We start from the raw sequence: 26,821 nt of genomic DNA on the forward strand, positions 1-26,821 counted from the left end.
TCTCCTATACTTTAAGATATTGAAGTATAGGAGTGACGTTATGCCTAAGAATTCAATCCAATTTCAGAAAGGCTTTTCTATACCCGAATTTATGCAAATGTATGGGACAGAAATTCAATGTAGAGAGCGTTTATTTAATATTCGATGGAAAAATGGTTACGTTTGCCCTACCTGTGCTTCTAAAAGTTATTGTGAACTTAAATCGCGGTCATTATATCAATGTAATAAGTGTCACCATCAGACATCATTGACGGCAGGTACTTTATTTTCCCATTCAAAATTACCGTTAACTACTTGGTTTTTAGCTATTTATCTCATCACACAAGATAAAAACAGTATTTCAGCATTAGAGCTAAAGCGTAAATTAGGGGTTTCTTATAACGCAGCATGGCGAATAAAACATAAGCTCATGCAAGTGATGAAAGAGCATGATGATAATCGAAAGTTAGGCAATATCGTGCAATTGGATGATGCATATATTGGAGGTAAACAAAAAGGAAAGCGAGGACGTGGTGCCAAAGGTAAAACACCTTTTGTATCAGCGATCTCTTTGAATGAAGAAGGTCATCCTATTTATATGCGGCTAAGTGTTGTTTCTTGTTTTAAAAAACAAGAAATTACAGATTGGGCTAAAAAGCATTTACAAGAAAAAACGTTAGTCATATCAGATGGTTTACCCTGTTTTAATGGTCTGTTAGCAGCAGATATTATTCATGGTTCATTACCAAAAAATGGTAAAGAACTTCACCAATATGAAGCTGCATTTTATTGGGTCGATACCATGATTGGTAACGTTAAAAATTCGATAAAAGGGACATATCACGCAATTAGAGAAAAGCATATTCCTCGTTATCTTGGTGAATTCTGTTTTCGATTTAATTATCGGTTTCGAGTTGAAGATATATTCAATACGCTAATTAAATGTGGTGCAAAATCACCACCGATGCCAGAGAAATTATTAACGCTGGCTGAGTCTCGGTGGTAATCAGGTAATTGTTTATGTTTGAGTTTTTTTAAACGTTTTAAATAGCGCTCACTTATAGAGTAATTTTTTAGTGCTATTAGTAATTGATATGAAATTTCAATTTTTCGAGTTTTTTTATATTTTGTTTGTACACCATTGTTTAAACCAATAGTTATGGAATAACGAGATTTATTTTCTGTAAGTGGTATAGCTTGATTTATCGCATCAGTTGTTAAAGTGGATATCTCATTTATTCGCAATCCACATTGAAGCCCTAATAAACATTGTAATCGAAATTCTATAGATTCATTTAATAGTTTATTCGCTAGTAATTTTAGATCTTCTCGACTTAATGCATTCATTGAGTTTACATTGTTTGTCTGTGCTACTTTGGGAACACGAATTCTTAAATCGCTAGTTTGAACAGTAAATTTCTTTTTTAGATGAGCGAGTTTATCGCTCCTTTTTATGTCAATGAATTCAAGACAAAATGGAGCTGCATTTTCATTTTCTATCTTGAGATAGTTGCCATGAATTGCCCAGATATAAAACTGAACGACATGGCTTAAGTAATGGTTTGCTGTTGAATGGGCTATTGCGGTATCTTCAATGAGCGTGATTAGATGGTGTCTAAATTGATATGTAGGTTTCAGTCTTTTTATAGGAGGAAAATTATTCCATTCGAGGTTCTGCTCTTCTAGAAAAGACCAGTATAAACGTAACGCTCTTGAATAGGAGCTGAGATCTACTAAATGTTTTACTGCTTTTAGGTCAAAGAACCAGCTATTAACGATATCTATGAATTGACCATCTTTTCCATAAAGAGTAGGTAAACAACCTAAATTTTTTCCATTTTGTGTAAAAAAAGGATGAGATGATGAGTCAAACGTTAGAGAGCTATCTGTGAATACATTTTGAGATACTATCAATTTAGCCATTCTGCATCCTATCTAAATGAACACCGTTTATATTACTGTGTATTATTTTTCCAGAATTGCAATAGTGTAAGAGTATTTTTTCGACACTAGTCTGTAAGAGTAGCTAACTCGTGAATAACAATCATTCTTAAAAATTCTAACGGAGCAGTTCTAAATACTTGAGCTATTCTAATTTCATGCTTAGCTTTCAATTTACTCCCTTGTATACGAGATACAAAAGTATGTAACCCCAAAGCATTGTGGATGGTATGAATATTTTTATCATAACCAACTTTACTGATGGCTGGTGATTTTTTTATGTTTTTTCTTTGCAAATCAATAGTATAATTATAAAGAGCTTTCTCTGTTGTAATGTTATGTTTTTCTGGGTATTTTTTCGTTAAATACTCACCTAATTTTTTAGTTTCAATAAGTTGTTGCACTTGTTCAAGTAGTTGAGGCGAATAACCAGATAAATACACTAAAGTTGTCATACAAAAAACTACGTTACATTTTGGATGATACAAGTTTATCGATAAAAGAATTAAAAAACGATAAATTTATCCTTCAGGATAATGTTATTAATAGGTCGGTTGTTAATTGACTATGGTCGCTATTCTAATTTGATGTTTTGCTTTAATTTTGTTGTTTTAGATACTGCTGAGATAACCTTATTATTTTATAGTATCAGTGGTAAGTTGAGTTGAATCGGGTAAATAATTAACTATATCAGTAAGGATAATAACTGTGGGCTTAAAAATACCACCGCCAGTGCTAACGCTGTTGGCATTATTTATCATGTATGTGTGTACTTACTTAATCCCTTTGTGGCAATTTAAACCATCATGGATTGTCGCTATACCATTTATTACTATTGCGATAGTGGTTGGCTTTTTAGCTGTATTAGCTTTAGTGAAAGCCGATACAACGATTAGCCCTTTTGTTCCGCAACAAACAGCACGATTAGTTACTCGTGGTATATATCAATATAGCCGTAATCCAATGTATGTCAGTTTACTGCTAGTGTTAATTGCTGCAATATTTCTCTATGGTGAATTATCGACAATTTTAGGGCTCATCATCTTTGTGTTAGTGGTTAATCACTATCAAATAAAGCCAGAAGAAAAAGTATTGTTGCAGTTGTTTGGTGAAGATTATGTACAATATTGTCGCCAAGTAAGACGGTGGTTTTGAGCGCTAGTTATCTTAGATTTTCATCGACCTGTCGATTTTCATATATTGAGTCGTTATTGATGGTGATGTAAATGTTACTATTCAGGGGAAGATTGATTTTAAGAGAATGAGGCAACACATGAGTAAAGCAAAAATTGGTATCGTAACCGTTAGTGATCGCGCAAGTGCTGGTATTTATGATGATATTTCAGGCCAAGCAATTATTGATACATTAAATGATTATCTTACCTCTGAGTGGGAGCCTATTTATAAAGTCATTCCTGATGAACAGGATGTGATTGAAGCAACATTAATTGAGATGACAGACGTACAGCAATGTAGTCTCGTTGTTACAACGGGCGGAACAGGTCCAGCAAAGCGTGATGTAACACCAGAAGCAACAGAAGCTGTTTGTGATCGTATGATGCCTGGTTTTGGTGAGCTAATGCGCGCTGAATCATTAAAGTTTGTACCAACAGCCATTTTATCACGTCAAACGGCAGGCTTGCGTGGTGATAGTTTAATCGTAAATTTACCAGGTAAACCAAAATCTATTCGTGAATGTTTAGATGCTGTTTTCCCTGCTATTCCATATTGTATTGATTTAATGAATGGACCATTTCTAACATGTAATGAAGCCGTTATTAAACCTTTCCGACCTAAAAATAAATAAATATATTTTTATATATGACACTACTTAGCGATACTTCGGTATCGCTTTTTTTATTGTTGATAAATTGAATAGAGGTCACAAAAAGAGTAAATAATAGCCAGTGTAATATTAATAACATTTAGTTTGTGAATTGTTTTTATGGATTAATTGTAATATTCTCATGAAAATTTAATTATTAGCTGCATGAAATTGTAATACATAGGTTTGAATATGGACGTTAAACAAAGTTGGGGTTTTATTTCGGTTTCTTTAGGTGTAATTTCTCTTCTATGGAGTGTTATGTCACTGAGTGGCATGATAGGTCAAGAGCATATCTTTACTGAAATGGGCGCGTTTCTTAATCTCGCTGGCTCTGATTTGTATCACAATACATATGCAGAAAATATATTAGCTGTTGATAAAGATAAAAATATTATTGTTTTACTCGCTGGAATATGTATGGCTGTTATTGGCTCATTATTACTGAAGCGTTATCCTCGAAAATCACCTCGAATATTGTAGTTATCATTTTATACTAAATTAGACTATTTTATTATGGTTAGTATAGAAACGACATTGCTAACCATAATACTAATAATGACAGGAACAATAACGGAATAGATAACCGTTATTTTTTATTAAAAAACGTAAATACTTTTATTTGTTAGCGTTAAAAGCCTCTCTATTATATTTAATAGGCAGAGGCTACATTATTAATTCTTATTTGTTGTCTACATTTTCATTTTCTGTTGGTGAAACATAAGCCTTTGTGCCCCATAATGGTACGGTTGATAAGCTATGTTTATAACTGCCAGTGGTCGTTTTTGTGGAGTATGATAAATACATCAATGTTTCTGATTGGGGATCATAAATACGGCGTATTTTCATTGTCTTAAAGAAAATACTTTTAGATTTTTTAAAGACAACTTCACCTGATTTTGATTTATCTATTTTAGCTATCATCTCTGGAGTTATTTCACCCGTTTGACGACATGAAATTGATGAGTCTGAAGGATCCGCTAAACTTAAATCAGCTTCAATACTCGCGATATGGCAAGTAACGCCAGGTACAATAGGATCAATTAATGTATTGAGCTTAATATCTTTAGTTGTAAACATACCTAAAGACACATCACCAACTTCATTATCAGAACAACCATTTAGAGTAAATGCAATAGCAAGCGCCCCTGCAACCGTTAATATCTTTTTCATATAATCCTTCCCCCTGCTTAAAGAATAAAGTGACTAAAAATTTTAAATTATAGTTTGTTATTATTGTGGTTAGTTATACTCGAAATTGAAATTATTTTCATTATACAGTTTCAAAATTGCAATGTGTCCTCATAAAATACAACAAGCTAATTGTAAATAAAATAAATATGATAAATTTTAACATAACGATATTTTGTTTTTAACTTTTTGATAAATAATGGTTATTTTATTTTTTTCGCTGAAGTGTAACATTGATTTTTTAGACGAATGATAAGTTTTATTAAAAATAGGCTTTTCAATTATGAAAATAACACATAGGATGAATGTAACAGCAATGTTATTATAATAATTATCAACGGATGATTATTACTGATTATGAGGAGGATATGATGTCAAATATTCTTGCTTTTCCAGTAAAAGAACAGCCTCGAGATCGTACACCGTTAGAATTAATTGTTGAACAAGAATTGTTGGATTTAGGCGCTGATAGTTACATGATAGATGTTGTTATTGAGCGAATGGAAAAATTTTTAGAATTAGCTTCATTTGAGTTTGATTTGAAAATGAAAGTTTCTAAAAATTGTTTAGATGAAATGCACCAGAATGTATTTCCCGTTATTTCTGATATGCAGGAATCAATGCGAAACACCATGAATGATATGTTAACTGAGCGTGTACTGCATGAAATTCGTTTATATAATTTAGAAAGGCATGCAGTTAAATAATTTATGTTTCTACTTTATGTTCTTATAGTTAACACTGTAAATTATAAATAATGCCGCTGATCAATATATTTTGACAGCGGCTTTTTATTAACTTTTATTCCCTAATTGCCAAATTTTTTCTGCACGACTGCCTATTCCCCAAAAACTGAACGCCAAAATTGCAAAAAAGAGGGCTTTATATAAGGTGTCCCAGAAATATTCAAAATAACGACTATAGAGGCACAACAATAAAAAAATAATGCCAAAAGCTCGAATTAAAGAATTATTATATTTAATACCATAAAAAATCGCACCTAGTGTGATCAAGAGCATCGCAACACTCCAGCCCCATAGGTCAATCTGTTGTATGTTTGACCAAGCCCGTAAACTGTCGTAATTACCAAAAATAGTTAGCATCCATAATGCAGTAAAGAAATAGCTTAGTCCTATAAATAAGGTAGCTTCTTTCGCAAAATAGAATCGATTGTGAGGCTTAAAGAGAGCACTTAATCCTATAATCATCATTCCTACAAAAATAAATCGTAATGGAATATTCATTCCCCAAAAAAGGTAATGGTTGTGTGTGAGATAAGAGGTTTCAGTTAGAACCCATAAACCAATACTTAATAAAGAAAATAGCCATACTAAAACAGAGCGCAGTTGAAGCCCAATAATCACATAAACAACCGTTGGAATAAGAATAAAAATACTATCACGCCAATGTGATGCTAAAGCTGTATGACTTAGAAAACCACTTGCTACTGCTGTTATGAGCACTCCAAAAAAGAACATCGCTTCATTACTCACTGTCTTTTCTGGATAGCGTTGACGGCGTTTGACACCAAAGTAAAATAAAAGCCCAGCCAAGACAGCACTTAACACTGTTAATACGCTTGCTGGTGTGTTGATGAGACGTGAAATTAATGCGATGAGATAGTCATCTGCGACTAATAAGATAACAGAAAGAATAAAGCAGGCGATAGCAACCCAAAAGGAATAAACCGCAAGGAGTTTCCAATCAAAATTAATGACATGATAGCTTTGACGCAGTTGCTGTGCTTGCTGGGGCGCTATTAATTGTTGCTGCTGCCACTGCGTGATTGTATTGTTAAGGAGTTGCGCTTGACGCTTATTGACTTTTATATCCATATTTATTCCAGTGAGTATTTATCGCGAATGAGCATTAGATGCTCTTATCGTTAAGTGGTAGCCGTTGCAGTGGTCAAGTGACTTACGCTGGTATGCAATCGTGAAGTAAAACGGGCCATGGATTTATGGTGCAGCGATATTTGTGAAAAATTATAAGGTGGGCCTTAATGATAAGCATTGTCGACAAAGGCAATTATTGAGTGAATCTGTTACTGTTTGGCGGGGCTCAATATCAAAACACCAGCACGTCGATTTTCCTGCTTGAATATCACATTGTGCAGGTTGTAAGCATTGTGGACATTGGTGGGTCGATTTAATTGCTTTAATCTCGGCCATTATTGCCAATTGTTGTTGTTCTGGATAGGCTATCCAGTGGCTGATTTCGGTCATTGTTCGTAAGCAGCCACTGCAAATGCCAGCATTATTTTTACATTTAGCAACACAGGGTGATTTCACGGTTAATACCTATTAATACGTAGTGCAAGTTACCTGTATGCTAACGATTAATAAGTATAAATACTACTCTCCCAGATATTATAAACGGTCATTAAGGGGCCTTTAACAGGCAACTTGTTTGAATAATTCATAAATCGCAATATTATCTTGTGCAATGTGATGACTTGGAATTGTTAATGTTGATACATTCTTCATACCGATTTTTAGCATGACATTTTCAGGTCCTGAAACTGCTTTTAGATGCCGACCATATAGGTGGTCTAAATTAAGCTTATTAAAGCCAAACTCTTTAATGCGTTCAACGGCTTCAGTACAATAACCTTGCCCCCAGAAAGGAACGCCAATCCAATAGCCGAGTTGTGCGCTGTGTTGATTAATATTTTCTAAGCCAGCACAACCTATAAGTTGATGGTTACTTTTTAGTGTAATGGCAAAAATAGCAGACTGATGGCTATGCCAACCCGCTAAGTGTTTACCTATCCATTTTCCGGCTAATCCATCAGAATAAGGATGTGGAACACTGATAGTACCGTTAGCAATATCAACATTGCCAGCTAGTCGTTGTATTTTTGTTGCATCCGATAATTCTAAAGGCCGAAGAATTAAGCGTTCAGTTGTTAACAGTGGTTGATTTTTGTTCATAATATAGACTCATAAATATGGCTAGATATGACTATTAATCAATAAATAATAATTAATTTATAGTGCCATGATCAATTATTGAGTAAGTAACTGGGCTAAAAAGTAAAATTTGTGGAGTGACACGAAATTATTATTATGTGAACCTTATCAATAACCTATCAACGATAGATATTAAGCTGTATTGAATTGGCAATTTAAGGCTATTACTGTGTAGTTTGTTAGTCGGCAATGATATGTTGTAGGGGTATTTAAAATATTAGGAATATATTTTATCTTATTTAGTAATAGGTTAGCTTTTTTTTCGTCTTTTAATTAACGAAATAACGATAGATCTCACAAAAAAAAGATAATGGGTGTTGTCAAAAAGGAAAAAAATAATTATATTTACTAGGTTGATACAGATTGTTGGGTGACAGTTATTTTAAAAATCAGAAAGTCTTAGATTATTTTCTTTCCTAAATTATCCTGCCATAAAGTCTTATCACAGTAATATTTATTGATAATGGAACTTATAATTAAGAGTTGTTGTCATAGATAAATACACATAAAAGATAGTGTTTATAATAATTTAATTATCATGTCATTTTAATGTCATATAGTATTGATTAGATAGAACACGAATAGTCGAGTAAGAACGGTATTAATATACAGTGATATCAACCTTGCTCATTGGGAAAAAATGAGAGGTTTATAATGAAAACACGTAGTCGTAGACAGTGGTTTTACCATAAGAATCAAACAACTAAAGCCGTAAACGCTTAAGTTGGAGATAAACGTTTCTTTGTAAAAAATAAAGAAATGAATGCACTTAATTATCCTCTAATTGAGTGTTTGTTGAAGATTGTTTATAACAAAGATCAATCGCAAAGTAGCCAGAAATATATATTTACGTTATAAAATTTCTGGCTAACTTATACTATTTTATTCCGCGAACTTATTAAAAATATTATTTAAACGCTACACATAAAAGGCAATCGTTTGCTTTGGTGTTGTATCGTATCTTATTAAGTTTATTGCTATATTTTTACTATCGATATAAAAAACCGCCGAGAGTGATATCATCTGGAATTGTTGTTAGTGGCATATTCCCAATATAAATATTACCGTCAACGACTAATTTATTCGGTAAAGTAAGGATGTTACTATTTTGGAGTAACAAATTGCCTTTTACATAAAGATTATCAGGTAGTTTTTTAAGTTGAGTATGAGCAACACTAAGATCGCCGAGGACCCGTAGACCGAAATTAAGTTCTTTTATCTTAGAATAAGCAAGGTTGATATACCCGTCGACTTTTAACGCTAGCGGTAGGTATTCAATATTGCTATAGGCTAAATTAAGATTCCCCTTCACGGTAAGACTTAAAGGTAACATGCTAATACGGCTATTTTCGAGATTAAGATGACCGTTAACGATTAGGGGATCGGGTAGACGAATATTACCGCTGTATTTTAATGAAATATTACCATAGCTATCTTGATAATTAAGTAAATGGATTGGAGTGAGTGCTAACACTGGCTGTGCTATAACGAGTAATAATATAAAGCATAAGCATTGTTTAAAAATACGCATATTGATAGATATAGTTATTTTAATGATGATAAGTACTTGTATCGGGTAGTATCGATATTTCTTGAGCCCTAGATGCGTATTTATGAAACGAGTGAGTACTGTTTTTGTTTGTCTCTTCATTCAATGTATAATCAGCGCCCATTTGGCTAAGTTGGTTAATCGGTGATGAATAAAGATGTGTTACTTGAACGTATTCAAGAACAGTTAGAGCAAACGTTACAAATAGCAACGGAAGCGGCAATGCGTGCCTATAATACTGCAACAGATGATGAAAATGTTGCTGAAAATAAATATGACACCTTTGCATTAGAAGCATCTTATCTTGCCCATGGTCAAGCACAGCGAGTTGCTGAATGTAAGGCTGATATTAGTGCTTATCAGCATTTATTGGTAAAAATGCCGACGCAACAAAAAACAGTCGTTGTTGGGCATTTAATCTCTTTAGAAGATCAATTTGGTGATCCTAAATCAGTTTTTTTAGGTCCTGCTGCTGGAGGGTTAAAATTTATCATTGACGGTGAAGCGGTGATCACTGTTACGCCAAGCTCTCCATTTGGTGAAGCATTACTTGGCTGTGAAATTGATGAGGAAGTCAATGTTCATATAGGCGGTAATATCATTGGGTTCGATGTCATCAATATTGAATAATGCTATTTGAGTTTATTGAAACTGATCTCGATGGTGTTGATAATAATGATATAAATGCTCTATGAATAATTTTACTTTAGTCGGTTGTTGCTTGGTATAAGGATATACCGCATAAATTCCTAATGATTTAGCAACGGACATTGTTAGAACTTCAACCAATGTACCTTGAGCGAGATCTTGAGCCACTAATACTTTTGGTACATAGATTAAGCCTTGACCATGTAAGGCTGCACCGCGCAGTGCCGTTGCATTATTTGTTGTAAAATTACCGTGAACGTCAATTGTACGGATACCTAATTTATCATTGACTAACCATGCATTTGCTCCTGTTTCTTGAAAGCTATAACAGAGGCAGTTATGGTCGCTTAATTGTTCAGTATCAAGCGGTATTCCCTGTTTATTAAGATAGGCTGGTGAACCACATATAACCCAGCGAGCTTTAACCAATTGACGAGCAATAAAGCTTGAATCAGGCATCGCTCCTGTACGAATTGCTAAATCAAACCCTTCTTGTACCAAATCAATAAAACGATTATCTAAATCCATTTCAATATGAATATCGGGATATTTCTCACTAAAAGCGGCAATGGCCTCTGGCAAAATAAGTTCACCAGAAATAGTGGGAACGGTTAGGCGAATCGTGCCGGTTAAACTCTCACCTAATCCACTCATCGCATTATTTGCACTTTGGACAGCGTTATAAACAGCTTTTGCATGATAATAAAAGACTTCACCAGCTTCGGTTAGAGTCAATTTACGCGTGGTACGGTATATAAGTTGTACGCCTAATGCTGTTTCTAATCCGGTTATGCGTTTACTGACAACAGATTTAGTTAAGCCTACATGATCTGCAGCTTTAGAAAATGAACCGGTTTCAATGAGATGGTAGAACAATAATAAATTTTTAGTGGTTTGCATTAGTATAGTTTTTGCAACAGAGATGTGAATTAATCAATATATATTAACTATACCTATCGCAGTAATATTATTCATCCCTTATTAAAATTATAAATATACATTTTATACTTATGATGACTACATGGAGTAATGATGCAACCTGCTTATTTGAACTTAATAGAACAATTACGCCAACAAATTGATGAAAAAAGAATTATTACTGATCCAACATTAACGTTGGCATACGGTACTGATGCCAGTTTTTACCGTTTGTTACCGCAATTAGTTCTACAACTTGACACACTTGATGAAGTTATTTTTGCGATAAAAACGTGTTATGCATGTCAGATTCCGATGACTTTTCGTGCCGCAGGTACAAGCCTTTCTGGTCAAGCACAATCAGATTCCGTTCTAATCACGTTAACTCGACGTTGGCGCGACTATAAAGTACTTAATGATGGTGCTCAAATTTGGTTACAACCAGGGATCATAGGTGCTGAGGCGAATAGTATTTTAGCACCATTTGGTCGTAAAATTGGCCCCGATCCTGGCTCTATCAATAGCTGTAAAATTGGGGGTATTGTTGCTAATAATGCGTCAGGCATGTGCTGTGGTACTTCTCAAAATAGCTACCGTACTATTGCGGGAATGACCGTGGTATTAGCTGATGGTACTTTACTTAATACGTTAGATAGAGATAGTGTTGCCACGTTTAAGAATAGCCATGCTGAGATGCTCTCAGAATTGATGTTATTAGTGAATAAGTGTCAGGTTGATGATGTATTAGCCGATAAGATCCGTCATAAATACCGGTTAAAAAATACCACAGGTTATAGTTTAAATGCGCTGGTGGATTTTGATGATCCAATTGATGTATTACAACATTTATTCATTGGCTCTGAAGGAACATTGGGCTTTATTGCAGATGTCACTTATAACACGGTGATTAATCATGCTTTTAAAGCTTCTGGATTGTTTGTTTTTGCTGATATTGAACAGACGTGCCTTGCTGTTAGCCAATTAAGTAAAACACGAGTTGCAGCCGTTGAGTTAATGGATAGCCGTTCATTAGCATCTGTTGCTGAAAAGCCAGGAATGCCAAGTTTTATCGCTCAACTGGGCCTTGATGGTAACACTGAAGCGGCAGCATTATTAATTGAAATTCATGCTGAAGATGAGCCAGAATTACAGCATCAAGCGGAAGAATTGCAACAGATAATCAATGCATTTTTACCAATTGAGCAAGTCGATTTTAGCCGTGATGCGAAAGTATGTGAGCAGTTATGGGGCATTCGTAAAGAGTTGTTTCCAGCCGTTGGTGCAGTACGAGAAAGTGGCACTACCGTTATTATTGAAGATGTTGCATTTCCTATAGAGCAATTAGCGCCTGCGGTACGAGATTTACAAACACTATTTACTCAATTTAATTATACTGAAGCCATTATTTTTGGGCATGCCTTAGCGGGAAATTTACATTTTGTCTTTACTCAAGCATTTGATACTCAACCTGAAATCGAGCGTTACAGTGCATTTATGGATGCGGTGGCTCAACTTGTAGCTGTTGATTACCAAGGATCATTAAAAGCAGAGCATGGTACTGGTCGTAATATGGCACCGTTTATTGAACTTGAATGGGGTCATGACGGTTATCAGCTAATGCTTGCAATTAAAGCCATTTTTGATACTCGCGGGGTATTAAATCCTGGCGTTATTATTAATGCCGATGAAAAAGCTCATATTAAAAATTTAAAAGCAATGCCTGTTGCCGATGAGCTTATTGATAAATGTGTTGAATGTGGTTTTTGTGAGCCTGTGTGTCCATCTCGTAATTTATCGTTAACACCACGTCAGCGTAATACGGTGTTTCGTGAGATATCACGCTTGCGCCGTAGTAATGAAGATCCTGCGGGCTTAGCGGCAATGGAAAAAACCTATCGTTATTATGGGTTAGATACTTGTGCTGCAACGGGTCTATGCGCTGAACGTTGTCCTGTTGGAATTAATATGGGTGATTTAGTGCGTAAGTTACGTCAAAATCATACTGAAAAAGCGAAGAAAATTGCTTCATGGACAGGAGAACATTTTGCAACGGTTACAGCTTCTGCAAAAGCAGGGTTAACTGTAGCAAGTAAGATGCATCAAGTTTTGGGCACGAATCGAATGCGTAAGTTAACTCAAACAGCTTACCAACTTTCAGGACATAAGGTACCGCAATGGACACCACATATGCCTTTACCTGCCGCTAAAATAATCACACCTGTTATTAGTGGAATAACCAAAGAGCGGGTGGTGTATTTCCCAAGTTGCTCTGCTCGAAATATGGGGGTTGAGGCACAGGCAAAAGATAAACGTCCATTGGCTGAGGTGACAATTTCTTTATTAGAAAAAGCAGGATATGAAGTGATATTACCTGCGGGTTTAAATAATTTATGTTGCGGTATGCCTTATACGAGTAAAGGCTTTCCGGAAACAGCTCAAGTAAAAGCAAAACAATTAGAACAAGAATTATGGCTATCTTCTTGCCAAGGACACTATCCAATATTGATGGATACCAGCCCATGTTCAAGTACCAGTAAGCAGCATTTACGCCAAGATCTTACTATTTATGAACCGTTTAAATTTGTGGCTGATTTTGTATTGCCAAGGTTGATGATTACACCGCAGCAAGCGCCGGTAATGTTGCATATTACCTGTACATCTCGTCGCCAAGGGTTAGCGGCCATTATTGAACAGGTAACAAGAGCATGTGCGACCCAGGTCATTATTCCTGACGATATTACTTGTTGCGGTTTTGCAGGTGATAAAGGTTTTACGAAACCAGAACTTAATGCGAGCGCGTTGGCACCATTAAAAGCACAAGTGCCAGTGGGTTGTAGTGAAGGATATTCAAACAGTCGAACCTGTGAGATAGGTTTATCCGAACATAGCGGGATTGAGTATCGTTCGATATTGTATCTAGTCGATAAAGTGAGTCATCGTTACTAATTATTAATAGACTTATTTTTATTCGTGACGTTATATTTTGTATCTTTATAAAACCTCAATAATAATTGAGGTTTTTTTGTTTATATAGTCAAACAATCTTGTTTAAGAATAAATATTGTTTATAGCCATTTATCATAAGAAGAATGCTTGAAATCCGATCAAACATAAAAATGAATATTAAGATTTTATATTTAAAGTTAAACAATAAAAAACTTAAACATTACTTGATAATGGTCGTTTAGTAAGGTTTTAATGGCTAAATTAATGCTTTTACTCTAATTCATCTCACTAATAGTTAAAACAATCGATTATTAGAGCTGCATCACAGATTTGTGCACTTGAAAGCCTTGGTTAGCAGGCTTATTATTTGAATATACTCATTAGTGTAGTTATTTTTATAACAATATATTGGCATTAATATTAATGTGTCGTTGTACTCGTGGTGAGTAAACTAAACATTTTTAGCTAAAATAATATTTATCATCTAGACTCAAATTTGGCTATCTATTAGCTAAATAGGATTAATTCATGACAACGACAGATACAGCTCAAATAGAACAATCAACGCCAATAAAAAAATCAAATAGATTTCGCAATTTACTCCTTTTAATTGTTGTTGCTGCGGGTTTAGGCACTGCAGGATATTTTTATATTCAACATCAAAAAGCATATCCAAGTACTGATGATGCTTATATTCATGCCAACATCCTTTATGTAGCACCACAAATTAGTGGCAAGGTACTTAATGTAAATGTTAAAAATTATCAACATGTAACTGAAGGTGATTTATTAATTAAGATTGATCCTGCGCCTTATGAAATTCAGTTAGAACAAGCAAAAGCGGCTTATGAAGTAGCAACCCAACAAAACAAAGCCACTGATGATGCAATTTTAGCGGCCAGTGCAAATGTACGTGCGGCTGATGCAAATTTGGTTGATGTGCAAAAAACATATCACCGTGTAATGGATTTAGTGAATCGTAAATTATTACCAGCACAACAAGGTGATGATGTAAAAGCGAAGCTAGCAGGAGCACAAACAACACTTGAAGCTGCTCGTGCAAAAATGTCGCAATTAATTAATCAGCAAGGTGCGAAAGGCAATGAAGCACCACAGGTAAAACAAGCCGCTGCGGCATTAAGCCAAGCAACATTGAATTTATCTTATACCAATATTTACGCACCATATGATGGTGAGTTAGGAAAAATCAGTGTTCGTCCAGGTAGTGTTGTATCTCCAGGGTTGGCGATGATGCCATTAATTGAAGATAACACGGCATGGTTACAAGCAAATTATAAAGAAAAAGATATTGGTTTACTAAAAAAAGGAATGACTGCGACAGTCGTTTTAGATATGTATCCTAATGTAACTTATCAGGCGCAGGTTGAAGCGCTTTCTCCAGCAAGTGGTTCGTCTTTCTCATTATTGCCTCCTGAAAATGCCACTGGTAACTGGGTTAAAGTACCACAACGTTTCCCTGTGCGAGTAAAGTTTACTGATCTGAAAAATAAGCCATTACTTCGTGTTGGTGCCAGTGCTGACGTTACTATTGATACACAATCAGAGACTAACTAATGAGTGGGCTAGTTACACCAGCTAACCGTTTATGGATCACCTTTGCCGTTATGTTATCAGCGATCATGGTATTGCTAGATATGACGATTGCCAACGTTGCACTACCGCATATGATGGGGGCATTAGGGGTTACATCTGAGCAGGTGACGTGGGTACTTACTTCCTACTCAATGGCTGAAGCGATTTGTATTCCTCTTGCCAGTTATTTTGCACTTAAGTTTGGTGTACGTAGATTATTGATCGTATCTGTTATCGGTTTTATTGTGACTTCAGCTTTGTGTGGTCAAGCTGATAGCCTTACTGAAATGGTTACTTTTCGTATTATGCAAGGTGCTTTTGGTGCGTCAGTTATTCCATTAGCACAATCTACGATGGTTCAAATTTACCCTGCAGATCAGCGCGGTAAAGCAATGGCGTTATTTAGCGTAGGTATTTTGTTAGGGCCAATTTTAGGTCCGACTGTCGGTGGTATTATCACTGAAAATATGGACTGGCGCTGGATTTTTTACGTTAACGTACCTGTAGGTGCATTGTGTCTAACATTGGTTTATCTCTTCGTTAAAATTGATGGAAAAGGCGAAACAAAGTTAGATTGGCCGTTAGTGATTGGTATGGCCATTGGTATTGGTCTCTTGCAGATGGTACTTGATAGAGGTAATGAAGAGGGATGGTTTGAATCTAACTTTATTCTTTTTTCATTGATTATCAGTGCAGTTGCTTGGATATTCTTTATTGTGCGTTCGTGGCGTACAAAGGGAGATATCGCACCGATGTGGTTGTTAAAAGACCGCAATCTTGCAGTGTCATGTTTGATCATGGCTGGTTTTTCTATGGGACTGTTTGGTATAACTCAACTTCAACCAATGATGTTGGAACAATTACTAAACTACCCAGTTGAAACTACTGGTTTTGTCATGGCTCCGCGAGGATTAGCCTCCGCTATTGTATTGCTCGTTATGGCGCAATACATGGATAGATTAGATCCTCGAATGTTGGTCGCGGTAGGGCTAGGCTTTAATATTTTTGGTACCTACTTAATGATGCAGTACTCAATGAATATTAATTTCTATTGGGTTCTTGTACCGTCAATCATTCAAGGAATGGGAATGGGATTAGTATTTGCACCGTTGAGTCAAATGGCTTATCGCACCTTAGAGGCAAAATACGCTGTTGGTGGTGCGGTGATGTACAATCTCTGCCGAACTATTGGTAGTTCATTTGGTATTTCAATTGTAAATACGTATTTTAGCCGTACGCAACAACGTGAGTGGCATGCGTTAGGTGCTGATATTACTGCAACTAATCCAATATTGCAGCAGCAGGCGATGCAGCATCATACGACAGTTACTGATCCTAACTTTATCGCTCAAATAAGTGCATTATTACATCAGCAATCAACGCTATTAGCGTTTGTATATACGTTTGGTTTTTTGATGTTTTCTTATGTGGCATTATTGCCATTATTAGCATTGTATCGATTTAAGAAAAAGGCCGTTAGTACACAAGCATAAGCTGTTTTTTATTGATGAGAATCTAATGGTATTCATACGTCGCTAATTTTATTCGTAGTATTATTTTATATAAAATAGCGGCGTGTGGTTATTGATATGTATGCGTTTTTTTTAGACACTTATAGAGTGCAATCTATAAAAAACTTTACAACCACATCGTTTAATGACAATATGCTCTTACTCTGTAGCCAGAGTTATTGATTGAGAATTAAGTTAAAGAAAAACCCCTAGAAGCATCTTCGTTATTGTTGTGTAAACTAGTGTTTCCCTTCGCTTTTCATCGTCATATTGAATAATTCGAGCTGCAGTGCATCGCATTTTGCGATAATTTTAAAGAATTTATATAAGGGACACATCATGTCTAACAAATCAACTGGTCTAGTAAAGTGGTTTAACGAAGAGAAAGGTTTTGGTTTCATTACTCAAGACAACGGCGGCGCTGACGTATTCGTTCACTTCCGTGCAATCGCTTCTGAAGGCTTCAAAACTCTTGCTGAAGGCCAGAAAGTGTCTTTTGAAGTAGAACAAGGCCAAAAAGGTCTTCAAGCTGCAAACGTTGTAGCTCTATAATTTTATAGTTAATCTATAAAGTTTGATAAAAGCGTAAATAACATTGTTATTTGCGCTTTTGTAGTATCTGGCATTTGTAAATAACACTTTCTGCTTTAGTTCTCTGCGTTAATCGATTTTTTCATACCGTTACAAGTCATATCCTTTTCATTATATTTATCCCATTCATACCTAAAGATCTTATATTTTGTCTCTTACTCTCTTACTCTCTTACTCTCTTACTCTCTTACTCAGGATCTTATACTGGAAATGACAAAAGAGAACGTCATTGAAATTGAGATTGAGAGAAATACAACTGACAAATTGAACATCAATAAGAGTAAATCGTACTAATAATATCAGCGTTAAAGATTTTGGGGCGTAAATGATAGATGATAAGCGATAGATTGTTTTTTGAAACTTGTATTTTATCTTGTACGTGGTCTTTAAATTTAAGTAGATAACTAGCATTGATTGATGGCTAGTAATTGTATTTGTTTATATTTCATAGAGAATTAGCGCTAAATACAAGCTCATATTTATAGTATAAAAAAACCACTCAGAGAATGGTTTTTATCGATATCAATTAGTTATTGTTATCGTGCGTTAGTAGGAGCAACAAGACGTGCTTTACCAATAACGTGCGCAAGAATGTTATAACCCGCTAATGCAGGAGATGCATTTTCAGGTAGTTTAATGTTCGCAGTATTTAACGCATATACAGTAATTTGGTAATTATGTGGTTTTGCCTTTGGTGGAGGACATGCGCCGCCAAAACCTTTAAAGCCAAAGTCATTAGTAACCATGCTTGCACCTTTAGGTAATGCTTTACCACCAACGGTACCAGCGCCTTCTGCTAATGAATGTACATCTGCAGGAATGTTAATTACACTCCAGTGCCACCAACCGCTTCCTGTTGGTGCATCTGGATCGTACATAGTTACAGCGAAACTTTTAGTTCCTGCAGGAACATCTGTCCAACTTAATTGAGGAGACTCATTTTTACCAGTACAGCCCCATTGGTTAAAAAGTTGAGAATTACTTAAGGTGTGATCATTTGTAACATTTTGACTTGTTAATGTCATAGCTGCTTGTGACATAAAAGATGGCAGAGTAAAAAGCAGCGCCACAGCAAGTGTCTTAATTTTCATAATGGTACCTATTAGTTGAAACTGACGTCATTCTAATGTTCTATTGTTATCTAACAATCATTAAACGTTCAGACGAAATATCTTATACGTATAATGTGTTATTAGTTACAATAGCTCAAATCAATAGAACTGCACCAATAGTTGAGAAAAAATCACTCAAGGATAAAATGTGAGACCGTTTCCTCCCTTAAAAGGTATTATTTATTTTGAAGCTTCTGCAAGATTGCAAAGCTTTAAATTAGCGGCTGAAGAGCTATTTGTAACGCCAGGTGCTGTAAGTCATCAAATTCAGACACTTGAAGCATTTATTGGTCAAAAATTATTTATTCGACAACATCGAGGTATTAAATTAACGAATGCGGGAATACGTTATTTCAACCGTATTGCACTGATATTGAAAGATCTAGATCAGGCAACAACGGATATTGGTTTTGTTACAAAAACCCAGAAAATGACAGTATCGATACCACCGACATTATTAAATAAGTGGTTATTACCGCGTATTAATTATGAGTATTTAAGTGAAAATGATATTTCAGTCGTCTTTGTTGATACGATTGAAATGTTGGATTTAAATAAAGAAAATATAGATATATCAATTCGTTATTGTATTGAGAAGCCGAATGAAAAATATTGTAGGTTATTATTTGAGGAACAAATGATAGCCGTATGTGCCCCCGATTATATTGATAAGCCTTTAATTGATCTTTCTCAAGAATTATTAGCGACAAGTACTTTGATTGAGACTACAAATAGATTGATTCAATGGGATTTAATTTTAGCAAATAACAATATAAAACCCTATCCTAATCAAAGTAAGGTCTATTTTCAAAATTCAATGCATGCGATTGAAGCGGCAATACAAGGTATTGGAATTGCGTTTATAAATCGTTTTTTTGTTGAATCATACTTAGAACAAGGTCTGCTTGTCGAGGCCATTGATATGAATGTGATACCAGATAAAATTCCAGGTTATTATTTGGTGAGTAATTATGAGAAAATGCAGAATCCAGCAACTCAACTTCTTTACCAAGAAATTGAGTCATATATTAGTGATAGTATTATAGCTGCAGCTTGTTGATGTAACTTAACTTATTCAGTATACATAGCGACGTCTGTAATGGCGTCATTATTCTCAATATCTTCAAGTAATGATCTTAATATTGAGATTGCTTGGGGTAGTGAATATTCATTATTACAAATTAATGACTGAATTTGTTGCTGATAATCTGATAACTGTCTCATTATTTATCCTTGTAAACGTCTGTTGTTAATGTGACATCCTTTTTTTCACCAAGTAGAGTATCACGTGCTGTTGACCATGCATTGGCATAGCACATTGCTAATTTTGCATGATCACTACTAACGATAACCCCTTTATCAATGGCTGTTTTTTCACTACTACAGTGCTCATTGATTTTTTTATCATAAATAGCGCCTTGATTCGTGAAGTTATAGACTTGCTCTTTGGCACTTTTTGTTGCTTGTTGTAAACAATCGATAAGACCTTGTTCATCATAATTTTGATTCGTAACGCATGATTGAACAACAATAGAATTGGTTGCATTAGCAGCTGTAGAAAATAGAGCACCAATAGTAAGAGTGACGAGAATTGTTTTTTTCATAAAAGAATGCATAGGAGACTACTTTTTTATTTTCCGTGTTTAGGTTAATAAATAGTATACCTTAGCCCTATATAGTATACATAGAAAATAACTATTAAGATGGTTCCTTACAGGTTGTTGATTATTATTGGGCAAGGGTTGTTTTTTTTGAAATAAATTGTTGCGAAAGTGATAATAACGGCATTATTATGCAACTTGTAGTTAACATTTTGTAGTCAGGGATGATGTATGAAAGAAGTTGCGTTTGAAAATGATGTTGTCCGTCTTTATTTAAATGATATATCGTTTAAGCCTCTATTAACAAAAACGGACGAGATTTTATATAGTCGTAAGTCATTATTAGGTGATGCTGAGGCGAAGCGTATTCTTATTGAATCAAATTTACGTCTTGTCGTTAGTTTGGCTAAAAAATATCGAGCTTCTGCTTTATTATTGAGTGATTTAATTGACGAAGGTAATATCGGTTTAATTACCGCGGTTGAAAAATTCGATCCAGAAAAAGGTTTTCGATTTTCTACTTATGCATCGTGGTGGATTAAACAGACAATTGAGCGCGCTATTCATAATCAAAGTCGAACTATTCGCTTGCCTGTCCACGTATCAAAAGAAGTAAATACTATTTTACGAGCCCATCGTGATTTAATGACTAAAAATAACAATGAGCCATCACAAGAAGAAATTGCCGATTATTTAAAGCGTGATGTGAGTGAAATTTCTTTCTTAATGACAAATAACCAGCATGTTTTATCATTTGAACAAACATTGAATGAAGACGATAATAATTCGTTGTCGTACTTTGTTGCTGATGAAGACTCTAATCTAGATAAAGAATTAGAGAATAATGATATGAAAATGATCACGAAAAAAATGTTATTTACATTGACTGAACGTGATCGTGAAATTATTTGTCGCCGTTTTGGGTTATTGGGCTATGAACCTCAGACATTACAAGAGGTTGCAGATGCTGTTGGGTTAACCAGAGAGCGAATTCGTCAATTACAAATAAAAAATCTGACTCGATTAAAACGATCTTTAGTGAATGATCATTATGATGTAGAAACGCTATTTTCAGTATCAGCGTAAAGGTAAAGTGTGTTTATTATTAAATAATATAGATGATCATAAATACAGAGTTATGCTCCATATCTGTAGATTGCGCTTTATATTGATAGGCATATTATAAATTTGTGGGTGATAAATTGTTATCACTCATAAGTTTAGGAGTATTGTTATGCCAATTACCGATGAAGCTTGTGAACATTCAGAATTACTTAATGCATTAATATCTCGCCAATCATTATTATCTACTAACCGAATGCAATATATTGTTTATGCCGCAGCTTTGGCTACTCAGGATAAGAGTGTGTTACAAACGATTCAGCATCTTGTTGGTGATATAACTATAAATCAACGTAAAGATATTCATCATGCAGTGGTAAGAATGGCTGCGACGAATGCTTATTATATGGCAATTCATAATATTGATTTAAGTTCTAAAATGACGAATGCGATGCAATTGGCACCATTAAAAGAATTAGATGTTGAAGATGTAACGGGTTATTACTATGCGTGTATTGCAGCATGCTTAGTTAACCAAGGGTACACTTGTTTAAATAATCATATTACATTACTACGCTCTTGTGATGAATCTGATGATTCTATTAATATGGCACTTAGGTTAACAGCATCAGTGTTAACGATGTGTCAGTCAAGTTTTAATACTGTCTATTTTTTAGATAACTAATTGATTTTAAATTAAATGATAAAAATAGATATAAAAGACCGCTAATAGATTAGCGGTTTTTTGGCATTAGTAGAAGATAGGGATTTGAGCATTAGATAGCTTATAAACGTATGCCTATTTTCAATATTGATATTTCTTCTCTTAGCCATTTCTCTATAAAATAAATACTTAATTAAACGATAATAATGTGAATCTATTTATTAATGCCAATATGCTAATAGCATAGTGGGTAGTATGTTTAGATAAAATATAGCTATATTATAAAATGAAATTTAATATGTATATTTTATAAGGTAATAAAAAAACTATTATTAATCTTAAATGAGCACTATCGCTTGATGTAATAATAGAAAACAATATAATATTATTGACTAAAATTTTAGTGTTATTCCACCTTTTATATGGATAAACGTTAAATATTAATATTAAAATCACCATTAATCGTTAATGGTATGTTGAGAGATGTTGCTGTGATTGATCTATTAAAAGATATATTAGGATGGACATCTGTGGTGTTTTATATATTAATTACTATATTTAACACGATGAAAGTTACCCGTTATGCTGCTTTTGCTTCTGCGACAAATGATACAATATGGTCAATTTTGATGGGGTGGTGGCCGAAAGTTATTCTTAACTTATCGGTTACTGCGATTAATTTATATCGATATTTTAAAGATTTTACTCAAACAGCTAAAATAGTTATTCAATTGTTAGCTGCAGTAATGGTTATCGGCATATCATATATAATTTATATTGCGGTTAATGCGTTTATTGCAGAACCAACGTTAGCTGTTGGTTTACAGTTTGTTGATTTAGGTGTGATTGTCATTGCATTATATATGACGGAATTAAAAAAATACCGCATATTAATGTTGTTATCAGGGTTTGTTGGAATGGTTGGTTATTTTGGTAACCCACAGATGATGGTTATTAAAGCATTAGTGATTATTATTATGAGTTATAAGCTGTTTACAACGCGTAATGATACCTTAGAGCAGCAAGCCGCTGAAAATAAGTAAAATGTTCAAAATAAGGTAATTATTTTTACATATTGAGAGATATAAAAAACGCTCATTGTGAATTCAACGAGCGTTTATTCATCATTAACTTAATTAAAGATGCTATATATCAGTTAGATTTCAAAGCTTGCAAGCGTATCGCCATTATCTAGTAGTTGTTGCAGTGCTTTAGGTGTACGACCTTGGCCTGTCCACGTTTTTTCATCACCATTTTCATCAACAAACTTGTATTTAGCTGGACGAGTTGCACGCTTTTTCTTTGTTTTTGGAGTATCACCCATTAATGCAATTAATTCTTCTGGTGTAATACCTTCAGCTGCAAGCATATCGCGGTATTTCTGCAGTTTTGCTTCTTGTTCTTTATTTTCAGCTTTAGCTGCTTCTTCTTCTACGCGACGTTCTTCAACGACTTGGGTGAACTTCTGTAGACCTTCTTGTAGATCTTCAATAGACATTTCACGCGCTTGAGCTCTTAAAGAGCGTAGATTTAAAAGAGTTTCAATCATGTTATTAATTCTAAATAAAAGGAATTTTGCCTATTGTACTTAACTTTTATAATAAGACACTAAAAATAATTACTATAGTTGTAACTAAATCCCATTTTTTCTTTTTAATTGTCATTTTAGTTCTTTTTTATTAAAGGTAGAAATTAAAATAGATGTATTAGGGGCATTAATTAGTAATAAAAATAATTAGAAAAATGTAAAAAATTCAATATGTAATTTTCAACGATAGTATTTGTATTGTGGTCGTCCATCACTTTGATGGTGTCTGTCAATGGTAACAAAATAATTTATTCATTACGTTTTATTTAAAAGGAAGATCTAACGGCTCATATTATTAATGTTGCAGGTATTGTTGCATAAGATAACGGCTAGATATCATATTATTTTATTTCTAGTTTATCTTGGTGAGTGATCATTAAGGTTATATGTTTCAATTTGTAACAGAAGGGCTGCTATTTCGCTTGTTAATTCATCGATACGTCACTATTCGTGTAAATAATTGATTATTTTAAGTTTGATAAAAAAAATTCATCGTTACCATTGTTGTTGTCATTTGTGTGTTTAGTGTTAAAAGAACATCATATATGTAACTTTCATGGATGATATATAGCAGTAAGGATATCGTTTGAATACATTACGTAAAAATTTTGAGTTAATTGATAAGCCGACATTTTTTGGGGCATTAGCAATGTTGATCTCAGTGGTTGTGCCACTTCTTTTATTTCCTAAAGAAGGTGCAGAATGGATTGCTGTTGCTAAGACCTTTATGACCGACCAGCTAGGATTTTTATACTTAGCACTTGGCATGGCGGCTTTCTTTTTTATGATCTACATTGTCTTTTCTGATATTGGCCAAATTAAATTGGGTGATGCAGATGAGGCGCCTGAATTTAAAACCGCATCATGGGCAGCAATGCTTTTCTGTGGTGGTATCGGTGCGAGTATTTTGTATTGGGGCGCGATTGAGTGGGCTTATTACTACCAAAGTCCACCTTTCCAATTACAACCTGGCAGTGAAGAAGCTGTTCGTTGGGCTGCAACCTATGGTGTTTTCCACTGGGGACCGATTGCATGGTGTATATATTTAGTGCCAGCAGTGCCAATTGCTTATTTCTTTTATGTCCGTAAACAGCCTGTATTAAAAGTATCTGCTGCGTTAATGCCTGTTATTGGTGAAGCTCGCAGTCATGGTTGGGTGGGTAAAGTTATTGATGTACTGTTTATTTTTGGTTTATTAGGCGGTGGTGCGACAACGTTAGGTTTAGCGGCACCATTGATAACTGAAGGTGCACATTACTTATTTGGAACACCTAAAAATACAGAAACTCAAATTATTGTTCTTCTTCTATGTACTTGTATTTTTGGTTATTCTGCTTATGCGGGTATGGAAAAAGGCATTAAGGTACTAAGTAATATTAACTTTTGGGGTGCGTTAGGTTTATTGGCATTTATTCTAGCCGCTGGACCAACTATCTTTATGTTAGAAACTGGCTTAGATTCATTAGGCCGTATGCTATCTAACTTCTTTATTATGGCAACATGGGCCGAACCTTTTGGTGGCTACGGTACTTTTGAAGATACCCACTTTCCACAAGATTGGACTATTTTCTATTGGGCATGGTGGTTAGTGTTTGCGCCAAGCATGGGCTTATTTATCGCACGTATTTCACGTGGTCGTACAATTAAGCAAATGGTGACAGGCTCTATCTTCTTTGGCTCTATGGGTTGCTTCTTATTCTTTATGGTATTGGGCAATTATGGATTATCACTACAACTATCAGGTACGCTTGATGTTGTTGGTATTTTGAATGCAGATGGTGCAACAAAAGCGATTTTCTCTATTCTTGAGCAACTGCCGTTTAATACTATCGTTATTGCAGTATTCACATTATTGTGTTTGATTTTTACCGCCACAACGTTTGATTCTATTTCATATATCCTTGCTTCTGTTGTTCAAAATGATGTAACAGAAGAGCCAATGCGATGGAACCGTTTGTTCTGGGCATTTGCAATGTCATTTATGCCTTCTGTATTAATGTTTATGGGTGGGTTAGAAACCCTACAGACAGCCGCTATTGTCGGTGGTCTGCCTCTGTTATTTATCACTGTAATGTTAATGGTTTCAGCGGTAAAAGCAGCGTCACTTGATTTAAGCCATCAAGATGGTTACGAAGATCCTGTGATTAATATTGAAGACTTACCAGATGTTGATCCATGGTCAAAAGAAGGGATGGCATTAGCGAAGTTTGAGCAATTAAAAGATCTTGCCATTGACGCTGCAGATACTGAGCGTGACGCATTGAATAAAATTTGGAATATTAAGAAAAAGATTCGTGCCGAAGCATTAGCAAGTGGTGGTGATTCTGGTGATGTTCCTCAAGAGTTGGCAGATGAATTACACCGTTTAACAGCCGAAGCGATGGCAGCAAAAGAAGCCAAGCTTGAAGCATCAGAATTAGCGCAAGAAGCGCGAATAAACTTTAACGATATTATTAAGCAGAAAGAAGAAATGCTAGAGCTTGAAGAGCAAAAAGCATAAATATTATGAATAATATGAATAATATGAAAAAATAATACTCAGGCGATCTTCGGATCGCCTTTTTTATACAAGGATAAACAGCGTAATATGCACCAGAAATAATATTTTCTCTGTAAAAATGTTTTCATTAAATACCTATTATGCATTATTGATAATAAGCATATTATTGGCGGTTTTCTCGACAACAATAAATTTCATTTTATGACAAAAGTATCTCTCTCACGAACACCTAAATTGTCTAACCTATCTAAAGCTCTGTTAATCATTAATCTTATTTTTTTGATTTCTGATTTTAGTTTTTTTATTTTTTATGGCAGTGTGATCGCTTTAATTTTTAGTTGGTTTATGGTGGCGAATATTATTTCTATTCGATATAAGATTAATATTCTTTATAGCGGCCATATTATTTCAGGTTATCTTCGTTGTGCTTTTATTCCATTTTCTGTAATGCGAGATGCAAAACAGTATTATCAAAAATAATCGTTACGTAATTAGTGTTATATAATTTTGGAATCATCAAAGAGTCGTTAGGCGAGCCATTTTTATGATGATTTTCTTATTTTGATTATAGCTACAGTGAATAATTTTATCAAAAAATAACATTAAAATGTGACATTGAGTCAAATAAAT

General features: G+C 34.6%; 28 protein-coding genes. 16 read left to right on the plus strand and 12 right to left on the minus strand.

Going from position 1 to position 26,821, the window contains the following annotated elements:
• Window positions 1-40 precede the first annotated feature (40 nt).
• Window positions 41-985 (plus strand): IS1595-like element ISPma1 family transposase, encoded by a 945-nt coding sequence (locus OC457_RS18080; protein WP_080176628.1) that lies wholly within the window; start codon window positions 41-43, stop codon window positions 983-985.
• Here the strand turns inward: OC457_RS18080 and OC457_RS18085 are convergent.
• Together OC457_RS18085 and OC457_RS18090 are read right to left on the minus strand one after the other, a co-directional pair.
• Window positions 880-1,902: a site-specific integrase gene (locus tag OC457_RS18085; RefSeq protein WP_262054079.1), complete on the minus strand. Its 1,023-nt coding sequence runs from the start codon at window positions 1,900-1,902 to the stop codon at window positions 880-882. The two genes, OC457_RS18080 and OC457_RS18085, sit on opposite strands and share 106 nt — an antisense overlap.
• An 86-nt stretch (window positions 1,903-1,988) precedes the next feature.
• Complete coding sequence (locus tag OC457_RS18090; protein ID WP_210436064.1) at window positions 1,989-2,375, minus strand: M48 family metallopeptidase; 387 nt, start codon at window positions 2,373-2,375, stop codon at window positions 1,989-1,991.
• Window positions 2,376-2,628: 253 nt separating this feature from the next.
• Here OC457_RS18090 and OC457_RS18095 point away from each other — a divergent pair, with 253 nt between their 5' ends.
• The 3 genes from OC457_RS18095 (at window position 2,629) to OC457_RS18105 (ending at window position 4,228) form a co-directional block, all read left to right on the plus strand.
• Window positions 2,629-3,075, plus strand: coding sequence for a methyltransferase family protein (locus tag OC457_RS18095; protein ID WP_080173996.1), 447 nt, complete (start codon window positions 2,629-2,631; stop codon window positions 3,073-3,075).
• 118 nt (window positions 3,076-3,193) lie between these two features.
• Window positions 3,194-3,727 carry a molybdopterin adenylyltransferase gene (gene mog, locus OC457_RS18100; protein WP_080173995.1) on the plus strand — a complete coding sequence of 178 codons (534 nt, stop codon included), beginning with the start codon at window positions 3,194-3,196 and terminating at the stop codon, window positions 3,725-3,727.
• A gap of 210 nt (window positions 3,728-3,937) precedes the next feature.
• Window positions 3,938-4,228, plus strand: coding sequence for a molybdenum cofactor biosynthesis protein (locus tag OC457_RS18105; protein ID WP_080173994.1), 291 nt, complete (start codon window positions 3,938-3,940; stop codon window positions 4,226-4,228).
• A 198-nt stretch (window positions 4,229-4,426) separates the two neighbouring features.
• Here OC457_RS18105 and OC457_RS18110 read toward each other — a convergent pair whose 3' ends face one another.
• Window positions 4,427-4,918, minus strand: coding sequence for a CreA family protein (locus OC457_RS18110; protein ID WP_080173993.1), 492 nt, complete (start codon window positions 4,916-4,918; stop codon window positions 4,427-4,429).
• 386 nt (window positions 4,919-5,304) lie between these two features.
• On the opposite strand from OC457_RS18110, the gene OC457_RS18115 reads away from it, so the two are divergent.
• Window positions 5,305-5,643 carry a hypothetical protein gene (locus tag OC457_RS18115; RefSeq protein WP_235866907.1) on the plus strand — a complete coding sequence of 113 codons (339 nt, stop codon included), beginning with the start codon at window positions 5,305-5,307 and terminating at the stop codon, window positions 5,641-5,643.
• An 87-nt stretch (window positions 5,644-5,730) separates the two neighbouring features.
• On the opposite strand, the gene OC457_RS18120 is transcribed toward OC457_RS18115, so the two are convergent.
• From OC457_RS18120 to OC457_RS18135, 4 genes are all read right to left on the minus strand, one after another.
• On the minus strand, window positions 5,731-6,771 hold the full coding sequence (locus tag OC457_RS18120; protein WP_080173991.1) for a hypothetical protein: 1,041 nt from the start codon (window positions 6,769-6,771) through the stop codon (window positions 5,731-5,733).
• Window positions 6,772-6,921: 150 nt separating this feature from the next.
• Window positions 6,922-7,227 carry a cysteine-rich CWC family protein gene (locus tag OC457_RS18125; RefSeq protein WP_080173990.1) on the minus strand — a complete coding sequence of 102 codons (306 nt, stop codon included), beginning with the start codon at window positions 7,225-7,227 and terminating at the stop codon, window positions 6,922-6,924.
• 102 nt (window positions 7,228-7,329) lie between these two features.
• Window positions 7,330-7,869: a GNAT family N-acetyltransferase gene (locus OC457_RS18130; RefSeq protein ID WP_080173989.1), complete on the minus strand. Its 540-nt coding sequence runs from the start codon at window positions 7,867-7,869 to the stop codon at window positions 7,330-7,332.
• A 1,027-nt stretch (window positions 7,870-8,896) separates the two neighbouring features.
• Entirely contained in the window at window positions 8,897-9,382 is a 486-nt protein-coding gene (locus tag OC457_RS18135; protein ID WP_210436063.1) for a hypothetical protein, read from the minus strand.
• A gap of 222 nt (window positions 9,383-9,604) precedes the next feature.
• On the opposite strand from OC457_RS18135, the gene OC457_RS18140 reads away from it, so the two are divergent.
• Window positions 9,605-10,087: a transcription elongation factor gene (locus OC457_RS18140; RefSeq protein ID WP_080173988.1), complete on the plus strand. Its 483-nt coding sequence runs from the start codon at window positions 9,605-9,607 to the stop codon at window positions 10,085-10,087.
• A 12-nt stretch (window positions 10,088-10,099) separates the two neighbouring features.
• On the opposite strand, the gene OC457_RS18145 is transcribed toward OC457_RS18140, so the two are convergent.
• Window positions 10,100-11,005 (minus strand): LysR family transcriptional regulator, encoded by a 906-nt coding sequence (locus OC457_RS18145; RefSeq protein WP_080173987.1) that lies wholly within the window; start codon window positions 11,003-11,005, stop codon window positions 10,100-10,102.
• Window positions 11,006-11,137: 132 nt separating this feature from the next.
• Between OC457_RS18145 and OC457_RS18150 the strand changes: the two genes are divergently transcribed.
• The 4 genes from OC457_RS18150 to cspE all read left to right on the plus strand — a co-directional run bounded on the left by OC457_RS18150 (window position 11,138) and on the right by cspE (window position 17,625).
• Entirely contained in the window at window positions 11,138-13,969 is a 2,832-nt protein-coding gene (locus OC457_RS18150; RefSeq protein ID WP_080173986.1) for an FAD-binding and (Fe-S)-binding domain-containing protein, read from the plus strand.
• A gap of 528 nt (window positions 13,970-14,497) precedes the next feature.
• Window positions 14,498-15,544, plus strand: a complete 1,047-nt coding sequence (locus OC457_RS18155) for an HlyD family secretion protein (protein WP_080173985.1) — start codon at window positions 14,498-14,500, stop codon at window positions 15,542-15,544.
• On the plus strand, window positions 15,544-17,055 hold the full coding sequence (locus tag OC457_RS18160) for a DHA2 family efflux MFS transporter permease subunit (RefSeq protein WP_080173984.1): 1,512 nt from the start codon (window positions 15,544-15,546) through the stop codon (window positions 17,053-17,055). Before OC457_RS18155 ends, OC457_RS18160 begins: the two co-directional genes overlap by 1 nt.
• A 357-nt stretch (window positions 17,056-17,412) precedes the next feature.
• Window positions 17,413-17,625 (plus strand): transcription antiterminator/RNA stability regulator CspE, encoded by a 213-nt coding sequence (cspE, locus tag OC457_RS18165; RefSeq protein ID WP_036791338.1) that lies wholly within the window; start codon window positions 17,413-17,415, stop codon window positions 17,623-17,625.
• Between the two features lie 575 nt (window positions 17,626-18,200).
• Here the strand turns inward: cspE and OC457_RS18170 are convergent.
• Window positions 18,201-18,755 (minus strand): YbhB/YbcL family Raf kinase inhibitor-like protein, encoded by a 555-nt coding sequence (locus tag OC457_RS18170; protein WP_080173983.1) that lies wholly within the window; start codon window positions 18,753-18,755, stop codon window positions 18,201-18,203.
• Between the two features lie 169 nt (window positions 18,756-18,924).
• Here OC457_RS18170 and OC457_RS18175 point away from each other — a divergent pair, with 169 nt between their 5' ends.
• The gene (locus OC457_RS18175; protein ID WP_080173982.1) at window positions 18,925-19,836 is read left to right on the plus strand and encodes a LysR family transcriptional regulator; all 912 of its coding nucleotides are present in this window, start codon (window positions 18,925-18,927) and stop codon (window positions 19,834-19,836) included.
• Window positions 19,837-19,847: 11 nt separating this feature from the next.
• Here the strand turns inward: OC457_RS18175 and OC457_RS18180 are convergent, their stop codons facing one another.
• Together OC457_RS18180 and OC457_RS18185 are read right to left on the minus strand one after the other, a co-directional pair.
• Window positions 19,848-20,000 carry a hypothetical protein gene (locus OC457_RS18180; RefSeq protein ID WP_159447842.1) on the minus strand — a complete coding sequence of 51 codons (153 nt, stop codon included), beginning with the start codon at window positions 19,998-20,000 and terminating at the stop codon, window positions 19,848-19,850.
• On the minus strand, window positions 20,000-20,380 hold the full coding sequence (locus OC457_RS18185; RefSeq protein ID WP_235866906.1) for a hypothetical protein: 381 nt from the start codon (window positions 20,378-20,380) through the stop codon (window positions 20,000-20,002). The genes OC457_RS18180 and OC457_RS18185 overlap by 1 nt, the downstream gene beginning before the upstream one ends.
• 228 nt (window positions 20,381-20,608) lie before the next feature.
• Here OC457_RS18185 and rpoS point away from each other — a divergent pair, with 228 nt between their 5' ends.
• The 3 genes from rpoS to OC457_RS18200 all read left to right on the plus strand — a co-directional run bounded on the left by rpoS (window position 20,609) and on the right by OC457_RS18200 (window position 23,146).
• Entirely contained in the window at window positions 20,609-21,463 is an 855-nt protein-coding gene (gene rpoS / locus OC457_RS18190) for an RNA polymerase sigma factor RpoS (RefSeq protein WP_080173980.1), read from the plus strand.
• A gap of 148 nt (window positions 21,464-21,611) precedes the next feature.
• Complete coding sequence (locus OC457_RS18195; protein ID WP_080173979.1) at window positions 21,612-22,124, plus strand: hypothetical protein; 513 nt, start codon at window positions 21,612-21,614, stop codon at window positions 22,122-22,124.
• Window positions 22,125-22,576: 452 nt separating this feature from the next.
• Window positions 22,577-23,146, plus strand: coding sequence for a hypothetical protein (locus tag OC457_RS18200; RefSeq protein ID WP_080173978.1), 570 nt, complete (start codon window positions 22,577-22,579; stop codon window positions 23,144-23,146).
• Window positions 23,147-23,259: 113 nt separating this feature from the next.
• Here the strand turns inward: OC457_RS18200 and OC457_RS18205 are convergent, their stop codons facing one another.
• Window positions 23,260-23,661, minus strand: coding sequence for an H-NS family histone-like protein (locus tag OC457_RS18205; RefSeq protein ID WP_210436067.1), 402 nt, complete (start codon window positions 23,659-23,661; stop codon window positions 23,260-23,262).
• A 616-nt stretch (window positions 23,662-24,277) separates the two neighbouring features.
• Between OC457_RS18205 and OC457_RS18210 the strand changes: the two genes are divergently transcribed.
• Both OC457_RS18210 and OC457_RS18215 read left to right on the plus strand, forming a co-directional pair.
• Entirely contained in the window at window positions 24,278-26,191 is a 1,914-nt protein-coding gene (locus OC457_RS18210) for a BCCT family transporter (protein WP_080173976.1), read from the plus strand.
• A 201-nt stretch (window positions 26,192-26,392) separates the two neighbouring features.
• A complete protein-coding gene (locus tag OC457_RS18215) occupies window positions 26,393-26,671 on the plus strand; it encodes a hypothetical protein (RefSeq protein WP_080173975.1) in 279 nt (92 codons plus the stop codon).
• Window positions 26,672-26,821 lie beyond the last annotated feature (150 nt).

This window comes from Photobacterium toruni, assembly GCF_024529955.1.
Taxonomy (GTDB): domain Bacteria; phylum Pseudomonadota; class Gammaproteobacteria; order Enterobacterales; family Vibrionaceae; genus Photobacterium; species Photobacterium toruni.

What these genes read in the sequence shown, in the direction of transcription:
- OC457_RS18195 (WP_080173979.1), top strand. Translation starts at nt 21,612, where the DNA reads ATGCCAATTACCGATGAAGCTTGTGAACATTCAGAATTACTTAATGCA.
- OC457_RS18120 (WP_080173991.1), bottom strand. Translation starts at nt 6,771, where the DNA reads ATGGATATAAAAGTCAATAAGCGTCAAGCGCAACTCCTTAACAATACA.
- OC457_RS18160 (WP_080173984.1), top strand. Translation starts at nt 15,544, where the DNA reads ATGAGTGGGCTAGTTACACCAGCTAACCGTTTATGGATCACCTTTGCC.
- cspE (WP_036791338.1), top strand. Translation starts at nt 17,413, where the DNA reads ATGTCTAACAAATCAACTGGTCTAGTAAAGTGGTTTAACGAAGAGAAA.
- OC457_RS18105 (WP_080173994.1), top strand. Translation starts at nt 3,938, where the DNA reads ATGGACGTTAAACAAAGTTGGGGTTTTATTTCGGTTTCTTTAGGTGTA.
- mog (WP_080173995.1), top strand. Translation starts at nt 3,194, where the DNA reads ATGAGTAAAGCAAAAATTGGTATCGTAACCGTTAGTGATCGCGCAAGT.
- OC457_RS18180 (WP_159447842.1), bottom strand. Translation starts at nt 20,000, where the DNA reads ATGAGACAGTTATCAGATTATCAGCAACAAATTCAGTCATTAATTTGT.
- OC457_RS18155 (WP_080173985.1), top strand. Translation starts at nt 14,498, where the DNA reads ATGACAACGACAGATACAGCTCAAATAGAACAATCAACGCCAATAAAA.
- OC457_RS18115 (WP_235866907.1), top strand. Translation starts at nt 5,305, where the DNA reads ATGATGTCAAATATTCTTGCTTTTCCAGTAAAAGAACAGCCTCGAGAT.
- rpoS (WP_080173980.1), top strand. Translation starts at nt 20,609, where the DNA reads ATGAAAGAAGTTGCGTTTGAAAATGATGTTGTCCGTCTTTATTTAAAT.
- OC457_RS18150 (WP_080173986.1), top strand. Translation starts at nt 11,138, where the DNA reads ATGCAACCTGCTTATTTGAACTTAATAGAACAATTACGCCAACAAATT.
- OC457_RS18080 (WP_080176628.1), top strand. Translation starts at nt 41, where the DNA reads ATGCCTAAGAATTCAATCCAATTTCAGAAAGGCTTTTCTATACCCGAA.
- OC457_RS18110 (WP_080173993.1), bottom strand. Translation starts at nt 4,918, where the DNA reads ATGAAAAAGATATTAACGGTTGCAGGGGCGCTTGCTATTGCATTTACT.
- OC457_RS18140 (WP_080173988.1), top strand. Translation starts at nt 9,605, where the DNA reads ATGAATAAAGATGTGTTACTTGAACGTATTCAAGAACAGTTAGAGCAA.
- OC457_RS18090 (WP_210436064.1), bottom strand. Translation starts at nt 2,375, where the DNA reads ATGACAACTTTAGTGTATTTATCTGGTTATTCGCCTCAACTACTTGAA.
- OC457_RS18130 (WP_080173989.1), bottom strand. Translation starts at nt 7,869, where the DNA reads ATGAACAAAAATCAACCACTGTTAACAACTGAACGCTTAATTCTTCGG.
- OC457_RS18170 (WP_080173983.1), bottom strand. Translation starts at nt 18,755, where the DNA reads ATGAAAATTAAGACACTTGCTGTGGCGCTGCTTTTTACTCTGCCATCT.
- OC457_RS18145 (WP_080173987.1), bottom strand. Translation starts at nt 11,005, where the DNA reads ATGCAAACCACTAAAAATTTATTATTGTTCTACCATCTCATTGAAACC.
- OC457_RS18185 (WP_235866906.1), bottom strand. Translation starts at nt 20,380, where the DNA reads ATGAAAAAAACAATTCTCGTCACTCTTACTATTGGTGCTCTATTTTCT.
- OC457_RS18200 (WP_080173978.1), top strand. Translation starts at nt 22,577, where the DNA reads ATGTTGAGAGATGTTGCTGTGATTGATCTATTAAAAGATATATTAGGA.
- OC457_RS18085 (WP_262054079.1), bottom strand. Translation starts at nt 1,902, where the DNA reads ATGGCTAAATTGATAGTATCTCAAAATGTATTCACAGATAGCTCTCTA.
- OC457_RS18215 (WP_080173975.1), top strand. Translation starts at nt 26,393, where the DNA reads ATGACAAAAGTATCTCTCTCACGAACACCTAAATTGTCTAACCTATCT.